Source organism: Stenotrophomonas sp. 22385 (assembly GCF_052045085.1).
Lineage (GTDB): Bacteria > Pseudomonadota > Gammaproteobacteria > Xanthomonadales > Xanthomonadaceae > Stenotrophomonas.
The window spans coordinates 1-21,271 of record NZ_JBQEOG010000004.1; the positions used below are offsets into that span (position 1 = coordinate 1).

The 21,271-nt window shown below is 66.9% G+C and carries 20 protein-coding genes; 7 read left to right on the forward strand and 13 right to left on the reverse strand.

Annotated features, from left to right (window positions below; genetic code table 11):
* Positions 1-106 precede the first annotated feature (106 nt).
* A complete protein-coding gene (locus ACTJI4_RS08585; protein WP_282245200.1) occupies positions 107-1,051 on the reverse strand; it encodes a chemotaxis protein in 945 nt (314 codons plus the stop codon).
* A 106-nt stretch (positions 1,052-1,157) separates the two neighbouring features.
* Between ACTJI4_RS08585 and flgA the strand changes: the two genes are divergently transcribed.
* The 4 genes from flgA (at position 1,158) to ACTJI4_RS08605 (ending at position 3,830) form a co-directional block, all read left to right on the forward strand.
* A complete protein-coding gene (gene flgA, locus ACTJI4_RS08590) occupies positions 1,158-1,820 on the forward strand; it encodes a flagellar basal body P-ring formation chaperone FlgA (protein WP_440869049.1) in 663 nt (220 codons plus the stop codon).
* A gap of 81 nt (positions 1,821-1,901) precedes the next feature.
* Positions 1,902-2,204, forward strand: coding sequence for a flagellar biosynthesis anti-sigma factor FlgM (gene flgM / locus ACTJI4_RS08595; protein WP_217537463.1), 303 nt, complete (start codon positions 1,902-1,904; stop codon positions 2,202-2,204).
* On the forward strand, positions 2,201-2,539 hold the full coding sequence (locus ACTJI4_RS08600) for a flagellar protein FlgN (protein ID WP_093532818.1): 339 nt from the start codon (positions 2,201-2,203) through the stop codon (positions 2,537-2,539). Before flgM ends, ACTJI4_RS08600 begins: the two co-directional genes overlap by 4 nt.
* A gap of 67 nt (positions 2,540-2,606) precedes the next feature.
* Entirely contained in the window at positions 2,607-3,830 is a 1,224-nt protein-coding gene (locus tag ACTJI4_RS08605; RefSeq protein WP_440869050.1) for an ATP-binding protein, read from the forward strand.
* A 119-nt stretch (positions 3,831-3,949) separates the two neighbouring features.
* Here the strand turns inward: ACTJI4_RS08605 and ACTJI4_RS08610 are convergent, their stop codons facing one another.
* Positions 3,950-5,707: an EAL domain-containing protein gene (locus ACTJI4_RS08610; RefSeq protein ID WP_392917349.1), complete on the reverse strand. Its 1,758-nt coding sequence runs from the start codon at positions 5,705-5,707 to the stop codon at positions 3,950-3,952.
* Between the two features lie 3 nt (positions 5,708-5,710).
* Positions 5,711-7,813 (reverse strand): PAS domain S-box protein, encoded by a 2,103-nt coding sequence (locus ACTJI4_RS08615; RefSeq protein WP_440869051.1) that lies wholly within the window; start codon positions 7,811-7,813, stop codon positions 5,711-5,713.
* A gap of 143 nt (positions 7,814-7,956) precedes the next feature.
* On the opposite strand from ACTJI4_RS08615, the gene ACTJI4_RS08620 reads away from it, so the two are divergent.
* Positions 7,957-10,767: a sensor domain-containing protein gene (locus tag ACTJI4_RS08620; protein WP_440869052.1), complete on the forward strand. Its 2,811-nt coding sequence runs from the start codon at positions 7,957-7,959 to the stop codon at positions 10,765-10,767.
* Positions 10,768-10,885: 118 nt separating this feature from the next.
* On the opposite strand, the gene ACTJI4_RS08625 is transcribed toward ACTJI4_RS08620, so the two are convergent.
* From ACTJI4_RS08625 to ACTJI4_RS08650, 6 genes are all read right to left on the reverse strand, one after another.
* Positions 10,886-11,143, reverse strand: a complete 258-nt coding sequence (locus ACTJI4_RS08625) for a hypothetical protein (protein WP_392917358.1) — start codon at positions 11,141-11,143, stop codon at positions 10,886-10,888.
* A gap of 98 nt (positions 11,144-11,241) precedes the next feature.
* Positions 11,242-12,432 carry a methyl-accepting chemotaxis protein gene (locus ACTJI4_RS08630; RefSeq protein ID WP_392917361.1) on the reverse strand — a complete coding sequence of 397 codons (1,191 nt, stop codon included), beginning with the start codon at positions 12,430-12,432 and terminating at the stop codon, positions 11,242-11,244.
* 162 nt (positions 12,433-12,594) lie between these two features.
* Positions 12,595-13,209, reverse strand: a complete 615-nt coding sequence (hflD, locus tag ACTJI4_RS08635; protein ID WP_392917364.1) for a high frequency lysogenization protein HflD — start codon at positions 13,207-13,209, stop codon at positions 12,595-12,597.
* A complete protein-coding gene (mnmA, locus tag ACTJI4_RS08640; protein WP_392917366.1) occupies positions 13,206-14,345 on the reverse strand; it encodes a tRNA 2-thiouridine(34) synthase MnmA in 1,140 nt (379 codons plus the stop codon). The genes hflD and mnmA overlap by 4 nt, the downstream gene beginning before the upstream one ends.
* Complete coding sequence (locus ACTJI4_RS08645; protein ID WP_440869053.1) at positions 14,342-14,803, reverse strand: NUDIX hydrolase; 462 nt, start codon at positions 14,801-14,803, stop codon at positions 14,342-14,344. The genes mnmA and ACTJI4_RS08645 overlap by 4 nt, the downstream gene beginning before the upstream one ends.
* A gap of 1 nt (position 14,804) precedes the next feature.
* On the reverse strand, positions 14,805-15,269 hold the full coding sequence (locus tag ACTJI4_RS08650) for a hypothetical protein (protein WP_392917371.1): 465 nt from the start codon (positions 15,267-15,269) through the stop codon (positions 14,805-14,807).
* A gap of 94 nt (positions 15,270-15,363) precedes the next feature.
* Between ACTJI4_RS08650 and clpS the strand changes: the two genes are divergently transcribed.
* Both clpS and clpA read left to right on the forward strand, forming a co-directional pair.
* The gene (gene clpS, locus ACTJI4_RS08655) at positions 15,364-15,693 is read left to right on the forward strand and encodes an ATP-dependent Clp protease adapter ClpS (RefSeq protein ID WP_440869054.1); all 330 of its coding nucleotides are present in this window, start codon (positions 15,364-15,366) and stop codon (positions 15,691-15,693) included.
* 285 nt (positions 15,694-15,978) lie between these two features.
* Positions 15,979-18,261 carry an ATP-dependent Clp protease ATP-binding subunit ClpA gene (clpA, locus tag ACTJI4_RS08660; protein WP_392917375.1) on the forward strand — a complete coding sequence of 761 codons (2,283 nt, stop codon included), beginning with the start codon at positions 15,979-15,981 and terminating at the stop codon, positions 18,259-18,261.
* A gap of 76 nt (positions 18,262-18,337) precedes the next feature.
* Here the strand turns inward: clpA and ACTJI4_RS08665 are convergent, their stop codons facing one another.
* The 4 genes from ACTJI4_RS08665 to ACTJI4_RS08680 all read right to left on the reverse strand — a co-directional run bounded on the left by ACTJI4_RS08665 (position 18,338) and on the right by ACTJI4_RS08680 (position 21,103).
* A complete protein-coding gene (locus tag ACTJI4_RS08665; protein WP_392917377.1) occupies positions 18,338-18,706 on the reverse strand; it encodes a hypothetical protein in 369 nt (122 codons plus the stop codon).
* Between the two features lie 217 nt (positions 18,707-18,923).
* Positions 18,924-19,142 carry a translation initiation factor IF-1 gene (gene infA, locus ACTJI4_RS08670; RefSeq protein WP_005409596.1) on the reverse strand — a complete coding sequence of 73 codons (219 nt, stop codon included), beginning with the start codon at positions 19,140-19,142 and terminating at the stop codon, positions 18,924-18,926.
* A 99-nt stretch (positions 19,143-19,241) separates the two neighbouring features.
* Complete coding sequence (gene aat, locus ACTJI4_RS08675) at positions 19,242-19,976, reverse strand: leucyl/phenylalanyl-tRNA--protein transferase (RefSeq protein WP_440869055.1); 735 nt, start codon at positions 19,974-19,976, stop codon at positions 19,242-19,244.
* Positions 19,973-21,103 (reverse strand): GNAT family N-acetyltransferase, encoded by a 1,131-nt coding sequence (locus ACTJI4_RS08680; RefSeq protein WP_440869056.1) that lies wholly within the window; start codon positions 21,101-21,103, stop codon positions 19,973-19,975. Before ACTJI4_RS08680 ends, aat begins: the two co-directional genes overlap by 4 nt.
* Between the last annotated feature and the right edge of the window lie 168 nt (positions 21,104-21,271).

Sequence of the window (21,271 nt, forward strand, 5' to 3'; positions counted from 1 at the left end):
CGCCATGGATGGCGCGAACGAGCCCCCATGGATGGGTTCACGGCGTGTCCCGCAACCCCCTCCGCCCCGGCCCTTCAAGCGATAACGTGCCGCTGCTTTTAACGCCTCAAGCCGCCAGGGCGACCTTCCGGAGGCGATCCAGCACGAAATCGGCCAGTTCGTGCGGGGAATACTTGGCCACGAAGGCGTTGGCGCCGACCCGTTCGACCATGGCGTTGTTGAATACGCCCGAGAGGGAGGTGTGCAGCAGTACGTACAGGCCGGCCAGGCCCGGGTGGCGACGGATTTCCGTCGTCAGGGTGTAGCCGTCCATGGCCGGCATTTCGATGTCCGAAATGACCATGGCATAACGCTCGGCCGGGTTTTCACCGGCGGCGTGGATCTGCAGCAGGTGGTCCAGCGCCTGCTTGCCGTCCGACAGCAGGGTGGCACCCACGCCGAGCTGGTCCAGCACGCTGCGGATCTGCTGGCGGGCCACGCGCGAGTCGTCCACCACCAGCACCTGCAGCTGCGGGGCGTCGGCCGGCAGCGCCATCGAGGGGTCCAGCACGGCCTCGCCACGCACCTGGGCGATGTCGGCCAGCACGCTTTCCACGTCGATCACCTGGATCAGCTCACCCTGGAAGCGCGTGACGGCAGTCAGATAGCTCGATTCGGCGCCCAGCTCCGGCGGCGGGTGGATGTCTTCGACCGCGATGTTGACGATGCGCTCCACGCCGCTGACCAGGAATCCCTGGATCGAACGGTTGAATTCGGTCACCACCAGGTAGCCCGGCGCCTTGTCGGCGTCGGGCTCGCGCTCGGGGTGGCCGATGGCCAGGCCCAGGTCCAGCACCGGCACCGAGCGGCCGCGCACGTCGGCCACGCCGGCGAACTGGCTGGGCAGCCCGGGCACCTGGAACAGGTCCGGCCGGCGCAGGACTTCCTGCACCTTGAACACGTTGACGCCAAAAAGCTGACGTCCGCCAAGGCGGAACAGCAGCAGGGCCAGGCGGTTGTGGCCCGCCAGGCGCGTGCGCTGGTCGATGCGGTTGAGCAGGTCATGTGACATGGGAGTGGTATCGGCGCCAACCGCGTTCACTTGAGCGGGCAGATGAGCCCGTGAACGGCACGGCGCTTGCAGGGTGCTGCGCATGTGCCATGCCCCCGGAGCCGCCATGCGTATCCTTTTTATAGTTGTCACGCTTATCGCCTTGGCAGGCGCGTCCCCGCACGCCCGGGCCGCAGGCGGCTGGCAGCCGGTGGACAGCATCCGCGCCGCCGCGCTGTCCACGTTGCCGGCGGGCAGCGAAGGCGATACCACCCTGGATTCGGCGCTGCGCCTGCCGGCCTGCGGCCAGGACCTGCGCGCCCAGCCGACTGGAACCAGCACCGTGGAGGTCAGCTGCCCCGATGCGGGCGGCTGGCGCCTGTTCGTGCCGGTGAAAGTGCGCCGCAACCAGACCGTCCTGATCCTCAACCGGGGCATTGCCGCTGGAGAAACGCTGGCGCTGGCCGATATCACCACTGCGCAGCGTGATGTGGCCCGCATTGCCGGCGCTGCCTTGGCCGACCCGGCCGTGGCGGTGGGGCGGGTGGCGCGGCGAACCCTGAGCGCGGGCAGCCTGCTCTCGGCCAACGACCTGGTCGCCCAGCGTCTCATTCGCCGCGGCGACAGTGTGGCCCTTGTCTCCCGTTTTGGCGGGGTCGAGGTCCGGGTGGCGGGCAAGGCCATGGCCGATGCAGGTGAAAATGAACGCGTATCCGTGGAAAATCTGTCTTCACGCAAGGTAGTCCAAGGCACAGTGGCGGCCAGTGGCGACGTTTTTGTGACGCGCTGACCATTACAGCACGCAAAATCTCCTAAAGATGCCGGTCCCCGTGCCGTTATCCCTTGTGAACCGTAACTCCCAGGACAACCCATGAGCCAGAAAATCGACGGCAACCTGCAGGCGACCGCCCATCTGCGCAGCATTGCGCCGGGCAACAAGCCCAGCGTGAGCACCGATGCCCCGGCGCGGCCGGTGGAAGCGGCCGACAGCTTGAAGCTGACCGGCGAGGCCACCAGCCTGCAGGCCCTGCAGCGCGAACTCAGCAGCGCCCCGGCGATTGATGCCGGCCGCGTGCAGGCCGTGCGCGAGTCGCTGCAGAACGGCACCTACAAGATCAATCCGGACGCGATCGCCTCGCGCATGCTTGAGCTGGACCAGCAGCTGCAGAAATGAAGCTGGCCATGAGCGAGCCATTGCAGCGCCTCAGCGATGCCCTGGACGTCGAGCGCCAGGCGCTGGTGGAGCATGACGTCCAGTCGTTGATCCGCGCCACCAGCGCCAAGCTCGATGCGTTGCGTGCGCTGGAGCAGGTATTGCCGGTGGGGCAGAACGAACGCCTGCAGGAGCTGGCCGAGCGCAACCGCGCCAATGGCGTACTGCTGGCGCGTCGTCGTCGCGAGGTCAACTGGGCGCTGCGCCAGCTCGGCCGCAGCGAAGCCTCGTCGGCCTACGACGCCAAGGGCCAGGCCAACACCCTGCACACACGCCGGCCGCTCGCCGTCGCCTGAGCTCCAATACGGATCGCGCTCCAACACGGATATAGTGGGCACCTGTTTCAACTGCCCCGATGTGACCGTGACCGTGCCCACCACTTTTGTCACCGCACCGCTGCCGCCGCAGCCGGTTCTGCTTGCGCTGTTCGAGCGCATCAACGAAGGCGTGCTCCTGTTCCGTGATGACGGCAGCGTGGCCGTGGCCAATGCCGCCGTGCGCGGCATGCTCGGCCAGGGCGAGATCGACGCCGGCGTGGATCCCGCGCAGTGGCTGCGCCAGCTGCTGCCACCCGATGCACTCGAGCATGCGCGACTGCACGGCCACTGGAACGGCAGCCTGCCGGTGGGCGAGCGCATGGTCATCGCGCACGTCTACCAGCAGGAAGACGCCGGCCGGCGTCATTACCTGGCCCTGTTCCGCCGCATCGAAGGCCAGGAAGACTACGAACGCGAGCTGCAGCAGCGCCATGCCGAGCTGCGCCAGGCCTACCTGCGCCTCAACGGCACGCAGGAAAAACTGCTGCAGTCGGAAAAGATGGCGTCCATCGGCCAGCTCGCCGCCGGCGTGGCCCACGAAATCAACAACCCGATCGGCTACGTGCACTCCAACCTGGGCAGCCTGCAGGAATACCTGCGCAGCCTGTTCACGGTGATCGAGGCCTATGAGCGCGCACTGCGCGCGCCGGACCCGAAGGCCCTGATTCCCGAAATCGACGATATCCGCAACCGCTTCGACATCGACTTCATCAGCCGCGACCTGCCGCAGTTGATGGCCGAATCCCGCGAAGGCATCGAGCGGGTCACCCGGATCGTGCGTGACCTCAAGGACTTCTCCTATTCCGGCCGCGACGAGTCGTGGAAGCTGGTCGACCTGCACTCGGGGCTGGAATCGACCATCAACATCATCTGGAACGAGCTCAAGTACAAGGTCACCCTGCATCGCGAATTCGGGCAGCTGCCGCTGGTGGAGTGCCTGCCGTCCGAGCTCAACCAGGTCTACATGAACCTGCTGCTCAACGCCGGCCACGCCATCGCCGAACGCGGCACCATCACCGTGCGTACCGGCGTGGAAGGTGAGAACGTGTGGGTGGAGTTCGAAGACACCGGCGGCGGCATTTCGCCGGACCTGCGCCAGCGCATCTTCGATCCGTTCTTCACCACCAAGCCGGTGGGCAGTGGCACCGGGTTGGGGCTGTCGATTTCCTACAGCATCATCAACAAGCACCACGGGCGGATTGATCTCGACAGCACCCCGGGCGTGGGTTCGCGATTCCGGTTGGTGTTGCCGATCAAGCAACCGCGGTAAAGCGAAGTGCCGATCGTGTTCATGCGTTACCGGACGTTGTTGGGTTCACGGCAGTCGTTTGGGAACCGACTCTACCGTTGCGCCGCCTTCCCCAGCACGTAGCAACGGAAACGCTGCTCCTAATCGCCTTCAGGCGCCGGTATAGCAACCGGTTGTGAGGTGTTGGCGCGGCGTTGCTCTTCGTGCGTGCGGAACGCCTGGTGGATGTGCTTGCGCAGCTCGTCGTCGTTCCATGGCTTGGTAAGGAAGCGGTAGATCGCGCCGCGGTTGATCGCGTCGGTGACCGTGTTGAGGTCGGTGTAGCCCGAAAGGACCAGCCGGATCGTGTCCGGGTACAGCATCTTCACCCGGCCCAGGAACTCCGTGCCGCTCATGTCGCTCATGCGCTGGTCCGACAGGATCACCTGCACATCGTTGATCGCCAGCAGGTCGAACGCATCGCGCACGTTGCCCGCCGCCAGGATGCGGTAGCCATCGCGGCGGAACAGGCGCACCAGCGAACGCAGCACGTTCTCTTCGTCGTCCAGCAGCAGCAGCGTGCGGTCCGGGCGGGTTTCGGCGAACGCTTCCGGGCGCAGGTAGCGCCGGCGCAGCGTCATGCCCGCCGCGTCGGCCGACATCGGCTCGCCGAACAGGTAGCCCTGGAACACGTCGCAGTCGTTGCGGCGCAGGAAGCCCAGCTGGGCCTGCGACTCCACCCCGTTGGCGATCACCGTCATGCCCAGCTGGTGGCCCATGGCAATGATCGCGCGCGCGATGGCGGCCTCGCGGTTGCCGGCCGGCGCGCTCTTGATGAAGCTGCGGTCGATCTTCAGCTTGTCCACTGGATAGCGCACCAGCGCGCTCAGGCTGGAATCACCGGTGCCGAAATTGTCCAGGCTCAGGCTGATGCCTTCGTTGCGCAGGTTCACCAGGGTTTCGTGCACGAAGTTGACGTTGTTGGTCAACGCGCTTTCGTTGATCTCCAACGTGAGCATGTGCGCCGGCACCCCGGCGGTCTGCATCAGCGCCATCACTTCGGCGAAAAAATTCGGGCGCAGCAGCTGCAGCGTGGACACGTTCACCGCGATGGTGAAATCGTCGAACCCCAGGTCGCGCCAGAGTCTGGCCTGCTTGAGCGCGCCCTCCAGCACCCAGGTGCCGATCTGCACGATGATGCCCAGGCGTTCAGCGGTGCGCATGAAGCGCTCCGGTACCAGCATGCCCAGCGTCGGGGACTGCCAGCGCAGCAGCGCCTCCATGCCGACCACGTGGCCATCGCGGGCGCTGACCAGCGGCTGGTAGCGCAGCTTCAGTTCGCCATTGGGAATGGCGTCCACGATCTGGCGCGCGATGATGCTCTCGCTGTGCGCGCTGGACGGCGTGTTGACCGCGTGGATGCGCACCGCATTGCCGCCCTCGCGGGCCGCCTGGTACAGCGCGTCTTCGGCATGGTCGAGCAGGCGCGAGGTTTCGGTCGCATGTTCCGGGCACAGGCTGACGCCGAGCTTGCCGGTCATGAACAGCGTATACGGCAGGACGGAGAGCGGCAGCTCCAGCTGCTGGCGGATTTCCTCGGCCAGGTCGTCGGGCAGCGGGAGGTCGGCGGTGCGTGGTACCGCGATCAGGAACTCATCGCTGCCGTGCCGCCACAGCTGGCCGCGTCCGCGCAGGTGATGCTGCAGGCGTTGTGCTACCAACACCAGCGCCTGGTCCCCGACCTCGGCGCTCATGTTCTCGTTGACCGACGCAAAGTGGTCGATATCCACGTGCATCAGCATCAACGGCGTGCCACCTGAGGCGGCCTCGGCCACCATGGCCTGCAGCGCGGGATTACCGGCGCCAAGCCGGGGCGGCGCGTCCTCGATGCTGACCAGGGGCAGGGAAGGGTTCCACATGACTCAGTATTCCATTGTATCGGGGGTGGCCACGCCATCGCTGCGGTAAGGCAGGAACAGGTCGACCAGGGTGCCGGCGCCATGGGCCGACTCGATCTTGAGGGTGCCGCCGGCGCTCTGCGCGCGTTCGCGCATGACGATCAGGCCCAGCCCGCGGGGGCCGTCGGGGTCGAAACCTTCGCCGTCATCGCGCACCTGCAGGTGCAGGCCATGATCCTGCACATCATGAAGGGTGAGCTGCACCTGGCTGGCGCGCGCATGGCGCAGCACGTTGGTCAGGCTTTCCTGGGCGATGCGGAAACAGGCCTGCTCGATCTCACCCTGTGGGCGCCGCGGCAACGACGCGATGTCGGCCAGCAGTTCGATCGGCGAGGAACGGAACAGCACTCCGGCCTGCCAGCGCAACGCCGCTTCCAGGCCCAGTGCATCCAGCTGCGGCGGGCGCAGCAGGGTGGAGATGTCGCGCAGCTTGCCGACGGTGGCGTCGGCCAGGTGGATGATCTGCTCCAGGTCCTCGCCGCGCCGCTGCGGATCGGCCTCATCCTGCGCCGCATAGGCCGACAGCTTCATGGCGGTGATGGCCTGGCCGATGTCATCGTGCAGGTCGCGCGAAATCGCGCGGCGCTCGTCTTCCTGCAGCGAGAACAGGCGCCCGGCCATGGCCTGCAGCTCGCGGTTGCTGGTTTCCAGCGCCTGGCGGATACGTTCCGGCTCGCTCAGATCGCGCACGATGAGCAGCTTGCAGTTGCGCCCGCCATAGCGCACCTCGCCGACCGCAAGGCCGGCCTGGAAGCGCTCGCCATTCTGCCGCCGCATGCCGATCACTTCGCTGCCGCTGGTGGGCAGCGGGATGCTGGCGAACAACTGGGCGCGCACCCTGGGCAGGTCGCTGGCAACGACCAGCGCCGAGAGCGGTTCGCCGAGCAGGGTGTGCTGCCCGTAGCCAAACTGCGCGGCAGCACAGGCGTTGGCATACAGCACATGTTCGTCGGACAGGATCACCACGCCGTCGGGCAGCACCCGCACCAGCTCGCGGAACTGTTCTTCGCGCTCGCGCAGCAGGCGCCGCGACTGCTCGCGCTCGGTCACGTCCTGCAGGGTGCCCAGTACGCGGGGCCGGCCGGCATCATCGGTGCCGCTCTCGGCGCGCAGGTGAACCATCAGTGCACGCCCGTCCATGGCCAGCAGCGGCAGCAGCAGGTCGATCTGCACCGCGTCGCCGCGCATGTCCTGCAGCAGCTGTTCGCTCAGCGCGGCGGTGGCTGGGTCGGCAGGCACCAGCAGTTCCTCGAAGCGGTGCCAACGCCGCGCTTCGGGCGGGCGCCGGCCCAGCAGGTGGTAAACCTGGTTGGAGTAGCGACCCAGTCCAGTGGAGGGATCGACCTCCCAGGCCCCGATCCGCGCCATTTCGTGCGCTTCCTCGACCCGGGCCAGCGCCTGGTCGCGGCGTCGCAGCGCCTGGTCTTCGCCGGTGCGGTCGATGGCGATCAGCAACCGCGCCGGCCGCCCGGCGTAATCCAGGTAGTTGCTGCGCATCTCCATGCGCCGGCGCGTGCCGTCCTTGAGCACCAGGTCGGCGGTCATGACGCACAGCTGTTCCGGTTGCGCGCGGATCTCCTCGAGTTTGGCGGCCAGCGCCGCTTCGTCCCCGGGCGGCCACAGCGCGGTCATCGACATGACGATGAACTCGTCGCGGCTCCAGCCGAACAGGCTGCTGGCAGCCGGGTTGACGTCCAGGATCTCCAGCGTGTCCAGGTCGTAGACCAGGATCGGGCCCGGGTTGCCTTCGAACAGTTGGCGATGGCGCTGTTCGGAGTGCTCAAGGCGCTCATGGGTCTGCAGTACGTGCATGGCCAGCGGGCGCAGCAGCAGGTAGATCAGCGCGCCACTGAGGATGACGAAGAACGCGCCTTTCGCGGTCTGCCACCGCGCGGCCGTGGCCAGGTCGGCGGTAAGCACCTGTACGGCCGCGTCGCTGCACAGAATCCAGAACAAGGCCAGCACCAGATAGCCGATCACCACCCGCCAGCGATCGCGGCGCAGGGCCTGTGCGAGCGGGTGGTCACGACGGTGGGGGACGGGCGGGCCGGGCGGGACGACAGGCATGGGGCGCGACGGGAGGCGGTTGGGCGGACGCTCCATAGTAGTGGTTGGGACGCCTTGGGCGCACGCGACGCTCAACTATCGAGCGGAACAGCCGCTAACGATTGCGTTCCCGGCTGTCGGGTGCGTTATCGGAGTCATACCGCGTGGACCAAGGCATCATCGCGAGTCTGCTGCAGCACCCTTTGGCCTCGGCCCTGGTCATCCTGGACCGGGCCGGGCGCCCGCTGGCCGCCAATCCGGCCGCGCGTGACCATGGGTTGCCGGCGACCGTGGCGGCCTACGGCGAGCTGCTGGAAGACCTGCGGCTGCTGGCGGCCGATGGGGGCCTGGTGCCCTGCCAGCTGCCGGGCGGGCCGCGTGGTCGCTTTGATGGATGGATGCGGGCCGTGCATGATGCCGACGGCCATCTGCTGGCCTTCACCCTGAGCATCCCGGAGCCAGCGGCGCCCTACGCGGGCAGCCGCTGGGAAGTGGCGCTGGAGCACGCCGGCCACGGATTGTGGGATTGGGACCTGCCCAGCGACGCGGTCACCCGTTCCCAGCGCTGGCACGACCTGCCGACCGGCCCTGAAGAACATGCGGTGGCGGAGGCGGGGCAGGCCTTGCTGGCCCCCGTTCACCCCGATGACCGGGCCGCTGTGCGTGCGGCGCTGGACGCGCACCTGCGCGGCGATGGGGAGGCATACACCGCCCAGTACCGCCTGCGTCATCCCGCAGGCGACTGGCGCTGGGTGCTCGACCGCGGGCGCGTGGTGGCCCGTACGGTCGACGGTCAGCCGCTGCGCATGGTGGGCACGCACACCGACATCCAGGCGCAGAAGCAGATGGAAGCGCTGCTGCTGGAGCAGCAGGTGCACCTGCGGGAAGCGCAGCGCATCGCCAGCATGGGCAGCTGGTCGTGGGATCCGGGCACCCGCCAGTTCTGGTGGTCGCCGGAGTTCCGGGCGTTGCTCGGTGTAGGCGATGCCCCGTTGAACAGCCGTCGACACTGGTTGCGCCTGCTGGAGCCGCGTTCGCGCAGCCTGCTGCGCCAGGCCTGGCGGCGCATGCTGCGCGATGGCAAGCCCAGCATGCTGGCGCTGGAGCTGCCGCGGGAGGGCAACGGCGCGCTGCACCTGCGGCTGTGGATGCAACCGCTGCTGGGTCCGGATGGGCGCATCCAGCGCCTGCTCGGCCAGGTGCAGAACATTACCGAACAGCACCAGACCGATGCGCTCATCCGCTGGCGGACCGAGCTGCTCAACCGGGTCTCGGCGCTGGGCCGTATCGGGGGTTGCGAGATCGAAGTGAGCACCCGCCACATGCAGTGGACCGAGGAGTGCTACCGCATCCATGGCCTGCGCAAGGAACCGATCACCCTGGACCAGGCGCTGGCGCTGTACACGCAGGATTCGCGCGACGCCTTCGAGGCAGCACTGGCGCGCATTGCCGCAGGCGGCCTGCCTGAGCAGCTGGATCTGTGCTTTTACCGCCAGTCCGGACTGCGCATCTGGGTGCAGGTGCTGATCGAACTGGACCACCGCGATGGCCTGCCGACCCGTTTCGTGGTGCTGTTCCGTGACATCACCCGCGAACGCGAGGCCAACGAGCGGATCGAGCTGCTCGCCCATTACGACCTGCTCACCGGCCTGCCCAACCGCATGCTGCTGCGCGAGCAGACTGCAGATGCCATCGAGGAAGCGCTTGATCGTGGCGCACCATTGGCGATGCTGTTCATCGACCTGGATGGTTTCAAGACCATCAACGACACCTTCGGTCATGCCACCGGCGATGCGCTGCTGAAGGCAGCGGCGGCACGGTTGCATCAGAACCTGCGCAACGCCGACCTGTTCGGGCGCTTCAGCGGCGATGAATTCATCGTGGTGCTGCGCGACCTTGCCGACCCGGAGGATGCCGGGCACGTGGCGCGCAAGCTGATCGCCTCGCTGGCCGAGCCGCTGCAGCGCGGTGACACGACCTTGAAGGTGGGCGCCAGCGTGGGCATCGCGATGCTCGACGAAGGGCGCGCGGATTTCGATTCGCTGCTGCGCGCGGCCGATGCGGCGATGTACGCTGCCAAGGAAGCCGGGCGCAACACCTATCAGTATTACAGCCAGGATGCGCTGCTGCGCATCCAGCGCAAACTGGAAATCGAGCACGCCCTGCTGGGCGCCATCGAGCGCGAAGAGTTCAGCCTGGCCTACCAGCCGCTGCTGCACGCTGCCCAGGATCAGCCGCCGGCCATCGAGGCACTGTTGCGCTGGCACCGCCCGGGGATCGGTTACTGCAGTCCAGCCGAGTTCATTCCCATCGCCGAGAAGTGCGGTGAGATTGTCCGCATCGGCGACTGGGTGCTGGCCGAGGCCTGCCGCCAGGCGGCCGCCTGGGACAGGGCCGGACTGAAGTTCGACCGGATCGCGGTGAACGTGTCAGCGGTGCAGCTGCGCGACCGTGGCTTTGCCGAGCGCGTGATCGATATCTGCCACGCCCATGGCTGGGCACCGCAGCGGCTGGAACTGGAGCTGACCGAATCGGCCCTGATCCGCGACACCGACGTGCTGCGCCACTGCTTCGATGTGTTGGAGCGGCACGGCGTGCCGTTGGCGGTGGACGACTTCGGAACCGGCTTCTCCAACCTGCATTACCTCAACCGCTTCCCGGTGGGCCGGCTGAAGATCGATCGCAGCTTCGTGCAGGGCATGCTTCACGACGCCGGCACCGCCGAAGTCACCCAGGCGATCGTGCACCTGGGTCACGCTCTGGGCATGAAGGTGGTGGCCGAAGGCGTCGAAACCGAGCAGGAAGAGGCGATGCTGCGCCGCCAGGGTTGCGACGAGATCCAGGGTTACCTGTATTCCAGGCCGCTGACCCCGCGCGATCTGGCGCAGTGGCTGAAGCAGGGCGGGGGGCAGGTGATGGCGATTCCCGCGGGTGCCGGCGACGCGTTGCGGATTCCGGTGCCGTCGGGCCCGTAACTGTTGGCGGGCCCGTAGTTGATTGATCCCGATCCACGGACGAATTGTTAGGGGCCCATTGGCATCCGGATCCATCAACCATGGGCCAGCAACCGTTACAGGCCCATCGGGATCCGGATCAATCGACCATGTCTCCGCTCAGGCCCAGGTCCCATGCCAATCCCGCCAGCGCGGGATCCAGCGGCGCTGCCGCCGCTGCGGTCGCCATCATTTCCGCCAGTTCCCGCTGCGCCTGCTGTTCCAGCGCCGCCAACAGCGCGCGCCCGCTTTTCGGCGCCGCGGGCGCCTGGGCAGGGTGAATGACGTCGCCCACTGCGTCGGGCGACGCGCCGCTACCGGCAGGAATCAAGGGGCTGGGGGTGGCGTTCAACAGCATGCGGAAATCTTCAACAGATGGGGCAGGGGGCCACACGCACGAAAGCCCCGGCAATGCCGGGGCCCTCGTGGAATGCCGTTGCCGGCACCTATCACGGATCAGAACAGCTCAACCGCACCGGCCGCCATGCTCTGCTGGCTTACCGGCTTGTGCGGCGGGCGTTCCCACTCGCTGCGCATTTCACGCAGACGGTTGCCGGTACGCTGCAGCGCGGTGGCCACTTCGGCGTCGAACACGCCGCCGTTACGGTGCAGCAGTTCCTGCAGGCCCACCGCTTCGCGGTTGATCGAGGTCAGGCGATCGAGGTGGGTGTGCACGCCGCCCAGGGCCTGGGTGGCGATGTCTTCGAACTGGAGGGCACGCACGGCTTCGGCCACGCTGCTGTCGATCGCACGGCCGCACTCGGAAATCTCGCGCATGCCTTCGCCCAGCGAAGCATTGATCTGGGCCACGTTGTCGAGCATGGCGGCTGCTTCGTGACGCGCTTCGCGGGAGCGGTCCATGTCGCGCGAGGCCATGTTGGAGACCGTCTCGCGGACCTTGGCGATGGCGTCCTTGGAGCTGTGGGCCAGCTTGCGGATCTGCTCGTTGAACGTGGTGGAACGTTCGGAGAGGTTGCGCACCTCGTCGGCCACCACCGCAAAGCCGCGACCGGCTTCACCGGCACGGGCCGCCTCGATGGCCGCGTTCAGCGCCAGCAGGTTGGTCTGGTCGGCAATGGATTTGACGTCTTCCAGCAACGCGAAGATGCCATCCAGGTGCTGCGCCATCTGGTCGATGTGCTGCACCGTAGTGCTGCTCTGGCCGCTGACCTGCTCCAGCGCTTCCACCAGCTGCTCCATGCGATGGCTGGCGTGCTGGGCGAAACGGGCCACGTCGACGCCAGCACCCCCATCTTCACCGGCGCGGTCGACGATGCGGGCCAGGGCCTGGCTCTGCTGGCGGGACTTGCGGTTCATGGCATCAAAGCTGCCGCCCAGCCCGGCCACGGCCTGGCGGATCAGGTCGCGGGCCCGTTCGATCTCGGCGCGCGAACCATCGATTTCGTTGCCGACGAACGAGCGCAGCTCGGTCAGCAGCTGATCCTGTTCCCGCATCATGCGGGCATGCTCGGGCGAGCGCTGGCTCTGGGCGCGGGCAGTCCACCAGGCGAACCCCAGCCAGCTGAGCGTCATCGTGGTCAGAATCGCCCAGCGCAGGGCAGCCGGCCATTCGAAGCCGATGGCGAAGGGAAGCAGCAGGGTCAGGACCAGGGGGGCGGCCAGACTAGTGAAAATGCGTGAGTACATGGACGTTCTCGGGGAGGTGCACGGAGAATGTATCGGCCGCACCCCCGGGAGCTTTAGTCGGTGTGTGTGGATTTCGTGCTTCGGATGCATTGCAGCCACGCAGGGCGTGGCTCTACACGTCAGCGCCGGTAGGTGACGACCGTTGGTCGTCCCTCCTTTTCGTCAGCGAAGCTGACGATCCACAGCTTCAATCATCGCCTTGCGCGAGATCAGGAAATCCCAGTACTGGCCGCCGGTCTGGCGCCACAGGACCGCCGAACGCACCGCCGCCAGCAGCAGCGCGCGGATCTCGGCCACCACCCCGGCCTGGCCCAGGTAGTGCGGGTTACCCTGGACCATCACCCGCGGCTTGAGGTGGCTGATGGTGTCGGCATACAGCCCGCCCAGGCTGGAGAGCACGTCCGGGTGGGCGCTGTCGTTCAGCTCCAAGGCCTGGCGCTGGGCGCGCGCGATGCCCTGGCTGACCTGTTCGACCACCGCGTGCTCGCGCACGAAGCGGCGCTCAAGCTGCAGCACGGCCAGTGCCAGCCGCGGCAGGATCTCGTCCTGGCCCTGGTTGCGGAAATAGTTGTGCAGCAGGCGCAGGCCCGGGGCCAGGTTGGCGGCGCTGCCGTAGATGGCCTGCGGGCTGTCGGCGTCGATCCGGAACACGCTGTCGATCGCGGTGCGGACCACGCTGGCCTCGGAATGGCCGGTTTCGGCGATGCGGCGCACCTGCTGCAGCGCCTGGGCGATGCCAGCCAGGGCAAGGACGCGGTCGTCGATGGAAAAACTCATGCAGCAGATACCTCGAAGGGGGAAGGGGCGGTGCGCAGGCGCTGCTCCAGCGGCGCGTCAGTGGCGGCGATCACCGCGCCACCCAGGCAGACCTCGTCGTCATACAACACCAGGGATTGCCCAGGGGTGACGGCACGCTGCGGCCGCGCAAAACGCACGTCCACGCTGCCATCGTCGCGCACCCGCACCGTGCACGGCTCGTCCGGCTGGCGGTAGCGGGTCTGCGCGGTGCATTCGAACTGACGGGCAGGCGGCGCCCCGGCGATCCAGTGGGCAGTCTCCGAATGCAGCCGGGTCGACTGCAGCCAGGGGCTCTCACGGTCCTGGTCCACGTACAGCACGTTGCTGGCCACGTCCTTGCCCACTACGTACCACGGGGCCGCCGGGCGGCCACGCACGCCGCCGATGTTCAGGCCCTCGCGCTGGCCCAGCGTGAAATAGAACACCCCGGGGTGCTCGGCGATCCGGTTGCCGTCCGGGTCCTGGATCTCGCCGGCACGCGCCGGCAGGTAACGGCCCAGGAACTCGCGGAAATCGCGCTCGCCGATGAAGCAGATCCCGGTCGAATCCTTCTTGGCGTGGGTCGGCAGGCGCGCGTCGCGGGCAATGCGGCGCAGGTCGTTCTTCTGCAGGTCGCCGATCGGGAACAGGGTCGCGGCCAGCTGGGCCTGTCCCAGCTGATGCAGGAAGTAGCTCTGGTCCTTGCTGCGGTCGGCGCCGCGCAGCAACGCCCAGCGTCCGCCCACCTGCGCCACGCGGGCGTAGTGGCCGGTGGCGATGCGTTCGGCGCCCAGCTCGCGGGCCGCATCCAGGAAGTGCTTGAACTTCACTTCGCGGTTGCACAGCACGTCCGGATTGGGGGTGCGCCCGGCCGCGTACTCGGCCAGGAAATGTTCGAACACGCCCTGCCAGTACTCGCTGGAGAAGTCGCGGAAGTGGAACGGGATGTCGAGCAGGCCGCACACGGCTACCGCATCGCGACGGTCGTCTTCGGCACGGCAATCGCCGCTGCCGTCGTCGGCCCAGTTCTGCATGAACAGCCCGGCCACCGGCTCGCCCTGCTGGACCAGCCGCCAGGCGGCGACGGACGAATCCACGCCACCGGATACGCCGACCATGACGCGCGGGGTGCTCATGCAACCTCCTTCACGATCGACAGCGGATGGCGCTGGCCGGCCAGGAAGTCGGCAACGACCTCCCAGACAAGCGGGCTGCGCAGCCGCGAGGGCTCGGCCTGCAGTTCGGCCGGGTCCAGCCACAGTGCGCGCAGGATGCCGGTGTCCAGGGGGCGCGCAGGGTCATGGGCGATCGGCTCGGCCGCGTAGGCGAAGCGCAGGAAGGACGTGCCGTCGGGGGCGGTCCACTGGTAGGTGCCGATGAAGGCCGTCAGGCGAACGGTCCAGCCTGACTCTTCCAGGGTCTCGCGCACGGCGGCGGCGGCCAGGCTTTCGCCCGGCTCCAGGTGCCCGGCTGGCTGGTTCAGCACCGCGCGGCCGTCGATGGCTTCTTCCACCAGCAACAGGCGCCCGTCCCGCACCACCACGGTGGCCACGGTCACATGCGGCGCCCAGCGCAGGTCCTGCACTTCGTTCACGTCAGTATTCGTCCGTTCCAGTCAGTTCGAGTTCCATCGCATCGGCGGTGTTCATCGCCGCATCAATGGCGTCGCCCAGCGCGTCAGCGCTGGCGTTGGCGTCCACTTTCACCACGAACATGGCCAGCTGTTCCTGCTTCACCCACGCGCCCAGTTTGGCGTCCTGGGAGTCCTCCAGCAGACGGTTGGCCACCGCGGCGGAGAACTGCTTGCCCGGCGCGTTGTAACCTGGCGACCAGATCTCGCGGATGCGGTGCTTGCCGTACTCTTCCACGGCCGAGCGTACGAACACCAGCTGGGTGCGGTCGCCTTCGACATCGAACACCAGCTTGTAGTCGCCGTCCTCGTCGATCTCGTAGGGGTACTTCAGCGTGTCGAGCACGCGGCCGACGGCCTTGTCGGGCGTTGCGGCGTGGGCGCCGAAGACGGAGGCGGCCAGCAGCAGCGCGGTGGCGATTCTTTTCATGAAATCCCTGTGAAAGTGTGTGTCCATGAGTGGATTGTGACGGGCGCAGGGGGCCAACGTCCAATCCGGGCGGTGCGGCGTCTATAATGTCCCGATGCCTCGCGAGCCCTCCCAAGAACCCCACAACGACCACGGCGTAGCGCTGGAACCGGCCCGGCCGGAGGTCGCCCCGCCGCCGTTCTACCAGGTGATGCTGCTGAATGACGACTACACCCCGATGGATTTCGTGGTGACCGTGCTGCAGCACTTCTTCTCGATGGATCTGGAAAAAGCCACCCAGGTGATGCTCAACGTGCACACCCGTGGGCGTGGCGTGTGCGGGGTGTTTACCCGCGAGGTGGCCGAATCGAAGGTCGCCCAGGTCAACGAGTTCTCGCGCATGAACCAGCATCCGCTGCTGTGCACGATGGAAAAAGCCGGATAACACGGGGTTCCCGGCGCCCCCGGTTGTTTGGATGCCCACCTAAGCCGGCCGGTGGCCGTTCCCGGCCCCCATGTCCGTCCTTCATCGAAAGAGCGCAGGGGACCGCCAGGGGGCGGAGCGCCGCAATCGGTCGATGACGTTGCCATCACGGGTGGCCAGCCAATGCTGGGGTCCGGGGGCAGGATCGCGCAAGTGATAACGCCATCTGAACGCACCGATCCAGTAGGGTGATGGAAATTGTGCAGGTAGGCCGCATATTGTTCTCAACTGCCGCCGGAGTAGAACATGTTCAGTAAAGACCTCGAACACACCATCGGTCAGTGCTACAAGCGCGCCCGTGAGGCCCGCCATGAGTTCATGACGGTGGAACACCTGCTGCTGGCACTGCTCGACAATCCGTCCGCCCAGGCCGTGCTCAAGGCATGCGGGGCCGACGCCGACCGCCTGCGCCAGGAGCTGGAGCAGGCCATCGAGGCCTCTGTCTCGCGCCTGGCCGAGGATGATGGCCGCGACACCCAGCCTACGCTGGGCTTCCAGCGCGTGCTGCAGCGGGCCGTGTACCACGTGCAGTCCTCGGGCAAGAAGGAGGTTACCGGTGCCAACGTACTGGTGGCCATCTTCGGCGAAAAGGACTCCCATGCGGTCTATTACCTCAACCAGCAGGACGTCACCCGGCTGGATATCGTCAACTACCTCTCCCATGGCATCGCCAAACTGGGCGAGGAGGGCGAAGTGCCGCCGTCCTCGGATGCCGAAGGGCGCGCCGAGGGGGGCGATGGCGAAGGCAAGGGCGATGCCCTGGCCGAGTTCGCCAGCAACCTCAACGAGGCGGCACGCAACGGCCGCATCGATCCCCTGGTGGGCCGCCGCGATGAAATCGAGCGCACCATCCAGGTGTTGTGCCGCCGCCGCAAGAACAACCCGCTCTACGTGGGCGAGGCCGGCGTGGGCAAGACCGCCATCGCCGAGGGCCTGGCCAAGCGTATCGTGGAAGGTACGGTGCCCGACGTACTGGCCGATGCAGTGATCTACTCCCTCGACCTGGGCGCACTGGTGGCCGGCACCAAGTACCGCGGCGATTTCGAGAAGCGCCTCAAGGGCGTGCTCACCGCGCTGAAGAAGATGCCCAACGCGGTGCTGTTCATCGACGAGATCCACACCATCATCGGTGCCGGGTCGGCGTCGGGCGGCACCATGGACGCCTCCAACCTCATCAAGCCGGCGCTGGCTTCCGGTGAGCTGCGCTGCATCGGCTCCACCACCTTCCAGGAGTACCGCGGCATCTTCGAGAAGGACCGTGCGCTGGCACGCCGCTTCCAGAAGATCGACATCGTCGAGCCCACCGTGGGCGAAACCTACGAAATCCTGCAGGGCCTCAAGCCCAAGTATGAAGCGCACCACGGCGTGACCTATGCCGATGACGCACTGCAGGCGGCGGTGGACCTGTCGGTGAAGCACATCGGTGACCGGCTGCTGCCTGACAAGGCCATCGACGTGATCGACGAGGCCGGCGCCCGCCAGCGCCTGCTGCCCGAGGGCGAGCGCAAGGAGCTGATCGACATCGAGGAAATCGAAACGATCGTGGCCAAGATGGCGCGCATTCCGGCCAAGCAGGTCAGCGCGACCGACAAGGACGTGCTGCAGCACCTGGAGCGCAACCTGAAGATGGTGATCTTCGGCCAGGACCCGGCCATCGAGACGCTGTCCTCGGCGATCAAGCTGGCCCGTTCGGGCCTGGCCAACCCGGAAAAGCCAATCGGCAACTTCCTGTTCGCGGGCCCCACCGGCGTGGGCAAGACCGAGGTGACCAAGCAGCTGGCGCTGCAGCTGGGCATCGAGCTGGTGCGCTTTGACATGAGCGAGTACATGGAGCCGCATTCGATCAGCCGCCTGATCGGTGCGCCCCCGGGCTATGTCGGCTTCGACCAGGGCGGCCTGCTTACCGAAAAGATCGTCAAGACCCCGCACTGCGTGCTGCTGCTGGACGAGGTGGAAAAGGCCCACCCGGACATCTTCAACATCCTGCTGCAGGTCATGGACCGTGGCGTGCTCACCGACACCAACGGGCGCGAAGCCAACTTCAAGAACGTGGTGCTGGTGATGACCACCAATGCCGGTGCGGCACAGGCCTCGCGGCGTTCGATCGGCTTTACCCGCCAGGACCATGCCACCGACGCGATGGAGATCATCCGCAAGAGCTTCACGCCGGAATTCCGCAACCGCCTCGATGCGGTGGTGCAGTTCCAGCCGCTGGGCTTCGAGCACATCCTGCGTGTGGTGGACAAGTTCCTGATCGAGCTGGAAATGCTGCTGCAGGAAAAGCACGTCAGCCTGTCGGCCACGCCGACCGCGCGCGACTGGCTGGCCCGCCATGGCTTCGACCCGCTGATGGGTGCCCGCCCGATGGCCCGGGTGATCCAGGACAAGGTCAAGCGCCCGCTGGCCGACGAGCTGTTGTTCGGCAAGCTGGTCAATGGCGGAAGGGTCAGCATCGACGTGCGCGACGACGAGCTGTTTGTCGAAACGCAGGCCGAACCGGAGCGACTGCTGCCGGCGACGGTCGAGTGACCCATGGTCGCGGCCGTTGGTCGTGACCGCATTCCAGCAGGAACGCCCCTCACGGGGCGTTTTTGTTGGGCATCGCTCAGCGCTTGGCGCGGGATGCGAACGCCTCTGCGCTGATCGGCTCAAGACGTGCGACATCGCAGCTGCCGGTGTCGGTGCGCAGCTTGCTGGCGCGTGCCCCGCACAGCTGGCCCTCATTGCCGGGGGTGGCAAACTCGAGCTTCCGCGAGAAGCCGGCCTGGCTGCAGCTGCTCTGGAAATGGACGATGTAATGATCGGTGCCGTTGCGCAGCAGGATGCTGCGGTCGGCGCCCTTGCGAACCAGCTGCTGGTCGCTGGACAGGGTGATGCAATCGGAGCCGGCCGCGGCAGCGGGCGCGCTCTGCGCAGACGCCGTAGCGGCTACGCTGGAAACAACCAACAGGCAAAGCGCAATCAGGGTCTTCATGGCGGGGGCCAGTGGGTCACGATCCGGAGTGGACCGTAGACCACAGTGCCTGCGGTCGGCTGCTGGCGAATCTGCATCAAGGCAGGCTGACTGATGTCAGGGTGCCGTGGGGCAGGGTGACTGCCGGCACGGTGGGCGCAGCTGAATGGCGCCCACGCAAAAAGGCCAGCGCAGGGCCGGCCTTTGATCGCGTCTTCCGGAGAAGCCGCCCTGCCGCTTACTTCATGCGGTAGGTAATGCGACCCTTGGTCAGGTCGTAGGGCGTCATTTCAACCTTGACACGGTCGCCCGTCAGGATGCGGATGTAGTTCTTGCGCATGCGGCCGGAGATGTGGGCGATGATTTCATGCCCATTTTCCAGTCGAACGCGGAAAGTGGTGTTCGGCAGCGTCTCGCTGACGGTGCCTTCGAACTCGATGGAGTCGTCTTTCGACATGTAGTCCTGTGCAGTTCTATAAACGGCCGAGCTGGCCTTAAGAGCGGGCATTTTACGCGCATCTCCCCCGGGATGCAAAGATTGCGTTAACCGTCCGCGTTACGCCAACAATGCGGCGGGAAACTCCCCAAACCGCTGGACCCAACTCCCAGGCGGCTCGGCGGCCTTGACCGACTCTCGCACCACCCCCAGGAACCGCTCCCGCGGCCAATGCTCGGCCCCCATCCGCAGCAGATGGTCGTTCTCGACCTGCGCGTCGATCAGCGGCCAGCCCCACGACGACAGCCGGTGGGCCAACCCGGCCAGTGCCACCTTCGAGCCGCCGCTGGCCGCGCTGAACATGCTCTCGCCAAAGAACATGCGGCCGATGGCCACCCCGTAGATCCCGCCCACCAGCCGGTCGCCGTCCAGCACCTCGACCGAATGGGCGAAGCCCAGGGCATGCAACGCCACATAGGCCTCGACCATGTCCCGGGTGATCCAGGTGCCGTCCTGCCCGGGGCGCGGGCTGGCTGCGCAGGCTTCGATCACCTCTCGAAAACGGGTGTCGGCACGCACGACCCAGCCGCTGGCGCGCAGGCTGCGGCGGAAGCGCGAGGACAGGTGCACCCCATCGGTGCGGAACACCATGCGCGGGTCCGGTGACCACCACAGCAGCGGCTGGCCCTCCGAGAACCACGGGAAGATTCCGCCGGCGTAGGCATTGAGCAGGCGCACCGGCGAGAGGTCGCCACCGAGCGCCAGCAGGCCATCCGGGTCCTGCAGCGCGGTTTCGGCAGGCGGGAAGGGCGTATCCGGCCGATCGTCCAGCCGCCAGGGCAGGTGCCGCGTCATGTGGATTCAATCGACTTGAAGGGGGTGTGCTCCGCCAGCAGCTGCGCATAGCGCTGCACTTCTTCGCGCTCCTGTTCGCACCAGCCGGCCAGTGCACCGGCGAACGCCGGCTCGGCCAGCCAGTGCCGGCTGCGCACCCGGTGCGGCAGGAAGCCACGCGCCAGCTTGTGCTCGCCCTGCGCACCGGGCTCGAAGCGGGTGAGCCCTTCCCGCAGGCAGTATTCGATGCCCTGGTAGTAACAGGTTTCAAAGTGCAGGCCGGGCAGGGTGGCGCCCCCCCAGTACCGCCCGTACAGGGTGTCACCACCGCGCAGGCACAGTGCGCCGGCAACCGGCTGGCCCTCCAGCAGGGCCAGGAAGATCACCAGCTGGCGTGGCATTGTCGTGGCCAGGTGCTGCAGGAACGGCAGGGTCAGCGCCGGCGAATTGCCGTATTCGCTGAAGGTCTGCAGGTAGAAGTCGTGCATGGCCTGCAGGTCGGCGTCGGAGGCTTCATCGCCGTGCACGATCCGGTAGGTCACCCCGGTGCGGGCCAGCTTGGCGCGCTCCTGGCGGATGTTCTTGCGGTGCTTGTGGTCCATGGCGGCCAGGAAGCTGCTGAAGTCCGTCCAGTCGCCCGGGTTGTGCCACTGGAACTGGATGTCCTCGCGCAGCAGCCAGTCGGAGCTGAACGCGGCGTCGTCATCGGCCAGGTGGAAGTTCACGTGCGCCGACGACCAGCCCATGCGGGCCACCTCCGTGCGCAGGTTCTCTACCAGCATGCGCGTGGTTTCTGCCTCCTTCGCCAGCAGCCGCGGCCCGCTCACCGGCGAATATGGCACCGCGCCCAGCCACTTCGGGAAGTACGCCAGCCCGTGGCGGGCATAGGCATTGGCCCAGGCGTGATCGAACACGAACTCGCCATGCGAGTTGTCCTTCAGGTAGCCCGGTACCGCCCCGATCAACTGGTCGCCGTCCCACAGGGTGAAGTGGCGCGGCCGCCAACCCCATTCCGCACGCAGGCAGCCGTGTTCTTCCAGCCCCTGTAGGAACGCGTAGCTGACAAACGGGTTGCGGCCGTCATGCAGCGCATCCCAGTCGGCGGCGGGCAGGTCGGCGAGGCGATGAAGAAAGCGTATATCGGGCATGGCTGAAGGATAGGGCAGGCCGATGGAAAACGGGGTGTTTTAGGCGGCGTTGATCGGCTTGCGGTAACCGATAGGAAAGTCGTTCAGTCGCGGCCGGGAAGCGTGCGTTGGCGCGCGTTCGTGCGGCCATGAAGGGAGGAGATTTCGCTGGCGCATCCGGAGATGCGT